This is a genomic window from Xanthomonas sp. NCPPB 2864 (assembly GCF_056675615.1).
Genome location: NZ_JBWWVS010000003.1, coordinates 501,823 through 509,990, shown reverse-complemented (window position 1 = coordinate 509,990; position 8,168 = coordinate 501,823). Strand labels below are relative to the sequence as shown.

General features: G+C 65.5%; 6 protein-coding genes. All 6 read right to left on the bottom strand.

Annotated elements, in window-relative coordinates; genetic code table 11:
• Nucleotides 1–147: 147 nt before the first annotated feature.
• Entirely contained in the window at nt 148–1,353 is a 1,206-nt protein-coding gene (locus AC1KVE_RS10540) for an AGE family epimerase/isomerase (RefSeq protein WP_184627294.1), read from the bottom strand.
• Nucleotides 1,350–2,336, bottom strand: coding sequence for a carbohydrate kinase family protein (locus AC1KVE_RS10535; protein ID WP_184576809.1), 987 nt, complete (start codon nt 2,334–2,336; stop codon nt 1,350–1,352). Before AC1KVE_RS10535 ends, AC1KVE_RS10540 begins: the two co-directional genes overlap by 4 nt.
• Entirely contained in the window at nt 2,333–3,643 is a 1,311-nt protein-coding gene (fucP, locus tag AC1KVE_RS10530) for an L-fucose:H+ symporter permease (protein ID WP_039812780.1), read from the bottom strand. Before fucP ends, AC1KVE_RS10535 begins: the two co-directional genes overlap by 4 nt.
• 13 nt (nt 3,644–3,656) lie before the next feature.
• Entirely contained in the window at nt 3,657–4,829 is a 1,173-nt protein-coding gene (locus AC1KVE_RS10525; protein ID WP_184576920.1) for a LacI family DNA-binding transcriptional regulator, read from the bottom strand.
• Between the two features lie 108 nt (nt 4,830–4,937).
• Nucleotides 4,938–5,783, bottom strand: coding sequence for a transporter (locus AC1KVE_RS10520; RefSeq protein WP_126965575.1), 846 nt, complete (start codon nt 5,781–5,783; stop codon nt 4,938–4,940).
• Between the two features lie 135 nt (nt 5,784–5,918).
• Entirely contained in the window at nt 5,919–8,015 is a 2,097-nt protein-coding gene (locus AC1KVE_RS10515) for an acyltransferase family protein (protein ID WP_481092731.1), read from the bottom strand.
• Nucleotides 8,016–8,168: the final 153 nt, after the last annotated feature.

Genomic DNA, 8,168 nt, shown 5'->3' with positions numbered 1-8,168 from the left:
CCGTAATACCCCCCCCCCCCCCCCCACACACCCGCCGGCCCCCCCCCGGGGGCGAATGGGCTTCACCGGGAATGCCCCAATCGCGCCCGGGTGCGCTCCTACGTGGCGCCGACGCATTGCGCGGCGGCGCCCTTGATCACGCTAGCATCAAGCAGCCGGCCGCAACACGTTCAAGACCTCGTAGCAGGCGCCCATGGTGTGGTAATCGGTCTTGCCGGCGGGGCTCTTTTCGTCGCTGTACTTGCGGTTGTCCGCATCCAGAATGCGGTACCACGCACCATAGCGGTGGTCGATCATGTGCTCCCAGGAATACGCCCAGAGCTTGTCGTACCACTGCCAATAGCGCGGCTCGCCGCTGCGCTGCGCCAGCAACGCCGCCGCCGCCAGCGATTCGGCCTGCACCCAGAAGTACTTGTCGTCATCGCAGACCTTGCCGTCCGGGTCGAAGCCGTAATACAGCCCGCCACGCTGCGCATCCCAGGAGCGCTCCACTGCCACATCGAACAGGTGTTGCGCGGTCGGCAGCAACCAGTCGGTCGGTGCGTAGCGATCCAGCAACATCAGCAGCTTGGCCCATTCGGTCTGATGGCCCGGCTGGAAACCCCAGGGGCGGAACAGGTGTTTGGGATTGTCGCGGTTGTAGTCCCAGTCGATGTTCCATTGCAGATCGTAGTGTTCCCACACCAGACCGTCGGCCTTGGCCGCTTGGCGCCGGGTCATGGTGTCGGCCAGCGACAGCGCACGGTCCAGGTAGCGTTGCTCGCCACTGGCTTCGTACGCGGCGATCATCGCCTCGCACATGTGCATGTTGGCGTTCTGGCCGCGGTAGCTGGTGAAGTTGAACTGCGCATCGGCTTCGTCGCGGTACAGGCCGAATTCCGGCTCCCAGAAGTGCTTTTCCAGCAGCTGCCAGGTCTCGTCCATCCATGCGCGCGCCTCCTCGACGCCCGCCTTCAGGCCGCACGAATACGCCAGCAGCACGAAGGCCACGCCGTAGCAGTGATTCATGTCGTCTTCGACCACGCCGTCACGCAATGTCCATGCGTAACCGCCGGTGGCCGGATTGCGATGCACGTTGCGCAGATAGTTCAGGCCGTGACGCACCGCCTGCAGGTACTGCGCATCGCCGAATTCGCGATACGCCATCGCGTAGTTGAAGACGAAGCGCGTGCTGCTGACCAGATGCCGATGCCCGGCATCGTAGATCGAACCATCGTCGCGGAAATACTGGAAAAACCCGCCCGCCGGGTCGATCGCGCGCGGGTGGTAGAACGCCATGGTGTCGGCGATATGCTGACGCAGTACATCGGCCGAACGGAAATCGGGTGCGGGGCTCGCAGGCAAACGGCTCATGATTGTTCCTGGATCAGGGAATGGACTTCATCGACGCTCGGCATGGCCGCAAACGCGCCCTTGCGCGTCACCGCCAGCGCACCGACCGCCGCGGCAAAGCGGATCACCTCGGTGATCGCAGCGGCATCGCCGGACAGCTGCTCCAGCGTGGATGCACGCGTCGCCAGCTGAAACAGCAAGCCACCGACGAACGCATCGCCCGCTGCCGTGCTGTCGCGCACCTGCACGCGGAAGGCCGGCACCTGACCCGAATCGGTGCGTGTCTGCCAGTGCACCGGGCCACCACCGTCGGTGACCAGCAACCAGCTGGCCTGGCCCTGCCAGAGCTTGCGGGTGACCGCGCTGGCGTCGCCATCGAGCGTGCCGGCCAGGTAATCGAGTTCTTCGCGCGAGAGCTTGACCACATCGGCCAGCGCCAACGCCTCCCACAGCAGTGCAGCCGGGTCCACATCCTGCGGCCACAGCATCGGGCGCAGGTTGAGATCCAGGCTGACGATGGCGCCATCGGCGCGTGCGCGGCGCATGCCGTCCAGCGTGCATTGCGCGATCGCAGGCTCGGTCATGCTGTTGGAACACACATGCAGCACGGCAGCCTGCGTGAAGCCGTCCGCGGCGAAATGCTCCGGCCGGAACAGCAGATCCGCCGCAGGCGGACGGTAGAAACTGAAACTGCGTTCGCCGGCTTCATCCAACGCCACGAACGCCAGCGCGGTCTTCGCCTCATCGGTGCGCACGATGCCCTCGGTGGCGACACCGGCCTGCTGCAGGCTCTGCAGCAGAAAATCGCCGAACATGTCGCGCCCCAGCATGCCGACGAAATGCGCTGCGCCACCCAGGCGCGCCACCGCGACTGCGACATTGGCCGGCGCACCGCCGGCGTATTGCGCAAACGTGCGCGCCTCATCCGGACCCGTCTGCGGCAGTGCCAGCATGTCGATCAAGGCCTCGCCAAAACACACCACCCGGTTCTTCAAGGCACTCATGCGCGCGCCTCCGCCAGTGCGCCGCGCAGACGCGAACCCCAGATGCCGTAGAACACGATGTAGAGGTAGCACACCAGCGGCAACACAAACGACTCGTGCAAACCGATGCTATCGGCCAGCAGGCCCTGCAGATACGGCACGATGGCGCCGCCGACGATGGCCATGATCAACAGGCTCGAGGCGCGGCCGGTCAGCGGGCCAAGCCGCTCGATGCCCAGCGTAAAGATGGTCGGGAACATGATCGAATTGAACAGGCCGATCGCCACCAGCGCATACACCGCCAGCATGCCGCCGCTGGCCATGGTCAGGCCCAGCAGCAGTGCGTTGATCCCGGCGAACACCGACAACAGCACGCGCGGCGACAACTTGGCCAGCAAGGCCGAACCGATGAAACGGCCGATCATCGCCAGCGTCCAGTACGCCGACACGTAGTGGGTCGCTTCGCGTTCGGTGAACCCGCCGATCTGCGGCAACGAGAAATAGTTGACCATCAGGCTGCCGATCGCCACTTCCGCACCGACATAGAAGAAGATCGCCAATACACCAAAGCGCACATGCGGATGCGCCAGCGCATCCAGCAGCGAATGCCTGCTTTCATCCTTCTGCGCGCCCGCATCGGTCAGGGCCGGCAGACGGAACAGGAACACGAAGATCGCCAGCAGAAACAGCACGATGCCCAGACCGATGTACGGCCCCTGCACGGCTTGCGCTTCCTGCACGCGATAGGCCAGTTGCTCGGCTTCCGGCAGCACCTTGAGCTGGTCGCCGCTCATCACCGTGTTGGACAGGATCAGCCAGCCACCGAACAGCGGCGCGATCGCGGTCCCCAGCGAATTGAGCGCCTGCGCCAGGGTCAAGCGGCTGGACGCACTGCGCTCCGGGCCCAGCAGCGCGACATACGGGTTGGCCGCCACCTGCAGGATGGTGATGCCGGTGGCCAGCACGAACAACGCGCCGAGAAATGCGCCATAGACGCGCAATTCCGCCGCAGGCCAGAAGCCCAGCGCACCGACCGCGGCAACCGCCAGCCCGGCCACGATGCCTTGCTTGTAGCCAAGCCTGGCCACCAGCCAACCGGCCGGCAGCGACATCAGGAAGTACGCGCCGAAGAAGGTGAACTGCACCAGCATCGCCTGCGCGAAGTTGAGCTCGAACACCGCCTTCAGATGCGGGATCAGGATGTCGTTGAGGCAGGTGAGAAAGCCCCACATGAAGAAGATCGTGGTGACGACCGACAACGCAACGCCGTTGTTGACGGGCGCCTTGTTGCCGCTAGGCACTGTGGACTGCGTGGAAAGGGAAACCATAGGAATTGCCTGGTCAGCGGCCTGAGGCCTTGGTGGGGGAATGGGCGGGGGAATCGCTGGGGGAGTGAAGCGGAATCACGGAGCTCAACGCGCTGGCGCTGCTGGCGCGGATCTTCAATTCGACTGCGGCGGTCAGGCGCTGCGATGCAAGGGCGGGACTCCCGATACGCTGCAACACCAGTTGCGCAGCCTGGCGCCCGCGCGCGCGCGGATCTGCGGCCAGCGTGGTCAGCGCGGGCGTGAACAAGGCGGCTTCGGCGATATCGTCGAAGCCGGTCACCGCGAAGTCGCGCCCCGGCACGATGCCATGCATCGCCAGCGCGGCCATCAGGCCCAACGCGACGCTATCGTTGTAGCAGACCGCCGCAGTTGCGCGATCGTGCGCGGCGCTGTCCAACATGCGACCGGCGCACAGCGCAGCATCCTGTCGATTCGGTGCGGATTCAACGTAATGCACGGCCAGACCGGCGTCGGCCATCGCGCGCGCGTAACCGGCACGGCGTTGCCGGCAGGAACTGGATTCGGCATGGCCACCGAAGAACACGATGCGCCGATGGCCTTGCGCGATCAGATGCGCGCAGGCAAGCAACGCGCCCTGCTCGTTGTCCAGCGCCAGCAGATCCCAGCCCGCGCCCTCCACTTCGCGGTTGAACAACACCACGTTGTGCTGACGTCCCAGCACCTGGGTCAGCGCCTGTGCCTGGCTGCCCTCGGCCGGCGACAGGATGATGCCGGCAGGGGTGTGCTCCATCAACGAGGTCAGCACCGCCTGCTGGCGCTGCGTCGATTCGCCGGTGCTGCCGAGCAGGGTCACATAGCCGGCCGCGCCCAGCGCTTCGTCCACGCCTGCGGCGAATTCGGCAAAGAACGGGTTGGACAGATCGTTGATGACCAGCGCGATGCTGGATGAGGTGCGGCAGCGCAGATTGGCCGCAGCACGGTTGTAGACGTAGTGCTGCCGATCCAGTTCGGCCTCCACGCGCGCGCGTGTGGTCGCATGCACCAGCGGGCTGCCGCGCAGCACCAACGACACCGTCGCGCGCGATACGCCGATGGCACTGGCGATATCGCGCAGGGTCACCGCCCCGCGTCCGTTGCGGCGCGCGTCGCCGTCCTCCGAAGCGGAGGGCGCCGGTTTGGCACGCGTCACGTTGCCGACCTTGCAATGGGAGAAGTGCGCATGCATCTGGCGTCGATTGGATCGATCCAATTAGGCCTTTTCCACGCACTCAATGCATGCGGCAGTGCAACATGGACAGCGGTCGCGACGCTGCCGCCGCCTTCCATCTTGCCATCACTGAAAGGCAATCGACAGGCCGATCCCGCCCTGCCAGTCCGGGCTCTCCGAGGTCAGCCCGCGCAGCACCGAGACATCCAGCTGCATCGCATGCGGCAACTGCCAGGCACCGCCGGCGCCGGCCACGCGCGAATGCTCGCTGCCGGTATCGAAGCCTGCCTCGACATAACTGCTGAAACGCTCGCCGGAAAAGAACGTGTAGTTGGGCGAGAAGGTCCAGGTATGCCCATCGCTGTCGCGCGCATAGTTGACGTATAGCGCCAGTGCGCGCTGCTGGGCCAGATCCCAGGACGCGGTCACGCCCAGTTCGCGCGCGTAGCCATCGCTGAAGGCAGCGCTGCCGGTCGGCACGCTGTAGCTGCCGAGCGCGGCCCAATGAAAGCTATCCGACTGCGACGGCAATGCCACCTTCAGGCCGATATGGCTATCGCCTCCGCCACGCACATGCGCACCGCCACCGTGCTGCCAGTTGTAGCTGTCGCTGCCGACCTGCAGTTCCACGTTCTGGAACAGGCCCAGGCGCAGCACTGTATCGGCGGTGTACTGGGTGATTCGCTGCCCGTCGCTGCGATCGGTACTCGCATCCGGCAGACCCTGCTCCCAGGCGAACACGCCGGGCTGCAGCACTTCGGCGGCAAACGGAATGCCGGGACGGTCAAACGCAGGGGCATCCTCCGTCTGCGCAGCGGCCTGCCCACTCATCCCGCATAACGCAAACATGGCAGCGGCCAACACCGTGGCGCGCGTCGCCTGCAAACCCGAAGCGCCACGCGCGGTGGAGGCAACCGACGCAACGGCACGGGACTTCAACACGTTCGACAACATGGACATACGCGGCACCATCGGCAGAAGTGGGCAGCGACACAGTGGGCACCATGCCCGGCTGCGTCGACAGTAACGCGGCGATGGTGCCGCGCGCGCCGTGACCGGCCCGTGTATCGCCAGCGGCACGTCAACCTTTGCTGAGCAGCCCGTCCTTTATTGAGCCACCGGTGCCGACGCCGGCAAGCCACGCAGATGCGCCGCGAAACCCGGCAGCAGCACACGGTTGCCATACCCGCTCAAGTGGTCGGCATCGAAGAACAGCGGCCGGCCCTGCTGTGTCGGCGCGCACGCCTGCGCATCGCACAGCGACGGCAGCGGGTCCCAGACGCTGGCGCCCCCTAGCCCGGATGCGATGCGACGCAATCCATCAAGTGCCGGCGCGCGATAGTCTTCCATCGCCTTGCGCTCGATCTGCATGCCGTTGGCGCAGATCGCATTGCCACGATTGAACCAGTCCGAACATCGGTAAGGCGGTGCCCTGAGCACCGGTTTGGGCGCTTCGAACACAACCAGAACGCCCCGCGCCTGCACCGGTGCCAGCAATGCGATCGTCGCCGCCACCGTCGCATCGCGCTCGCGCTGTGCCGGCTCGCTCTGCAGCGTGGCGATATTGCCGTGCAGGTCGAACAACACGTCCTGCTCGGCCAGCCGCGGCACCCGTAAACCAGGCAGGAACAGCACATCGCCCGCACGCGCCCTGCCCGCCACGTCCTCCAGCGCCGGTCGCAGAAACGCGTTGCAACCTGCGCCCTGACCACCCGGCTGCATCGATGCGACCGCACACCCGGCCACGCCATACATGCGCACGCTGCCGCCTTCCAGCAACGGAAAACGCCGCAGCATTTCGTTGTAGGCCAGCGCATGCGAATCGCCGATCACAAAGACCTGGCGCTGACTGGCCGCAGGACGCGAACACTGCCCGCGCGCGAAGATGCGCACCGGCTGACCGCCCACCGATGCGTTGCTGGCGATCAGACGGCAGTCCGGCAGCTCCTTGCGCAAGCCGCGCGCATACGCATACCAATCCAGCGGGTGGCGGCTGACCACACTCAACGAGGTATACGGCGTCGACTTGATCACTGCCGATTGCACGCCGACGGCCAGCACCAACGCAGCGAGGCCGGCCATCACCACGCGCACGTTCGACCAGCCACCCATACGCCGATTGCGCCAGGGCAGTTCCACCCAGCGATACGACGCCGCCGCGCAAACAACCGTCAGCACCAGCGCCAGCAGCTTGGCCGCCACCGCATCCAGCCCGATCGTCCAGCGCAGCAGCACCAGCACCGGCCAGTGCCACAGATACAACGAATACGAGATGCGCCCAATCGTCACCACCGGCCTGGCGGACAACACGCGTCCGATCCAGCCCTCGCTGTGCCGATGCAGCAACGCCAACACCACCAGCGTGCCAACCACCGGCCACAGGCCATCGCTCCAGGGCGAATGCCCAGGCCGCGCATTCCACAGTCCGTTGCCGATGGCTGCCAAGGCCAACAGCAACAGCACTGCGCGCAACGGTGCAGGCAGGCCGATGCCTGCTGCGAACACACGCTGCCCGTCGCGGCGGCGCAGCAGTGCCATCAGCTGAAACAACACCACGCCGGCACCCAGTTGCCAAAAGCGTGCGGTGGTCAGATAGAAGGAAGTGACCTCGTGTCCCGGCACCTGCGTGCGCTGCCAGGCATAGCCCAGCGAGGCCGCGCTGGCGAGCGCGAACAGGCCCAGCGACCAGGCACGTCCGGCACCGCCACGCATCCAGGCCAGGAACATCCACGGAAACAGCAGATAGAACTGCTCCTCCACGCCCAGCGACCAGGTCTGCGTATACGGATTGAACTCGGCACGCGGCGAGAAATAATCCTGGCCGACGCTGGCCAACACCCAGTTGCTCAGCCCGAACAAGGCCATGCGTCCGGTCTTGGTGCTGGCTTCGCTCAGCCACGACTCGGGAATGAACAAGGTCGAAAACAGCGCAGTAACCAGCACGCAGACCAGCAAGGCCGGTGCGATACGCCGCAAGCGGCGCGCATAAAACCGCGCCAACTCGGCGGCCACCGCAATGCGCGGTAATCGATCGACCGACGCACTGACCACAAACCCCGAGATAACGAAAAATATATCGACGCCGGTGAAGCCACCGGGCAACCAACTGGCGTCTAGGTGATAGGCGATGACCGACAGCACCGCCAATGCACGCAATCCGTCGATATGCGCGAAGTAAGCATTCCCTGTCGCCGAGCGCGTCATCCTGATCCTCGAAGTTTCGTCACTTGCACACAAGCGGCCGCCCCTCATCGCGAACGGCCGACCGGCGCACTCTAAAACGCATACGGGCCGCCATGCAGGAAAACTAGATCTCCCGCCTTGACGCATCGACCGCATCCACTTGGCGGCCACGCA

Bases quoted from the DNA above. Each gene is read 5' to 3' on its own strand.
- AC1KVE_RS10540 (WP_184627294.1), bottom strand. From the start codon at position 1,353: ATGAGCCGTTTGCCTGCGAGCCCCGCACCCGATTTCCGTTCGGCCGAT.
- AC1KVE_RS10535 (WP_184576809.1), bottom strand. From the start codon at position 2,336: ATGAGTGCCTTGAAGAACCGGGTGGTGTGTTTTGGCGAGGCCTTGATC.
- fucP (WP_039812780.1), bottom strand. From the start codon at position 3,643: ATGGTTTCCCTTTCCACGCAGTCCACAGTGCCTAGCGGCAACAAGGCG.
- AC1KVE_RS10525 (WP_184576920.1), bottom strand. From the start codon at position 4,829: ATGCATGCGCACTTCTCCCATTGCAAGGTCGGCAACGTGACGCGTGCC.
- AC1KVE_RS10520 (WP_126965575.1), bottom strand. From the start codon at position 5,783: ATGGTGCCGCGTATGTCCATGTTGTCGAACGTGTTGAAGTCCCGTGCC.
- AC1KVE_RS10515 (WP_481092731.1), bottom strand. From the start codon at position 8,015: ATGACGCGCTCGGCGACAGGGAATGCTTACTTCGCGCATATCGACGGA.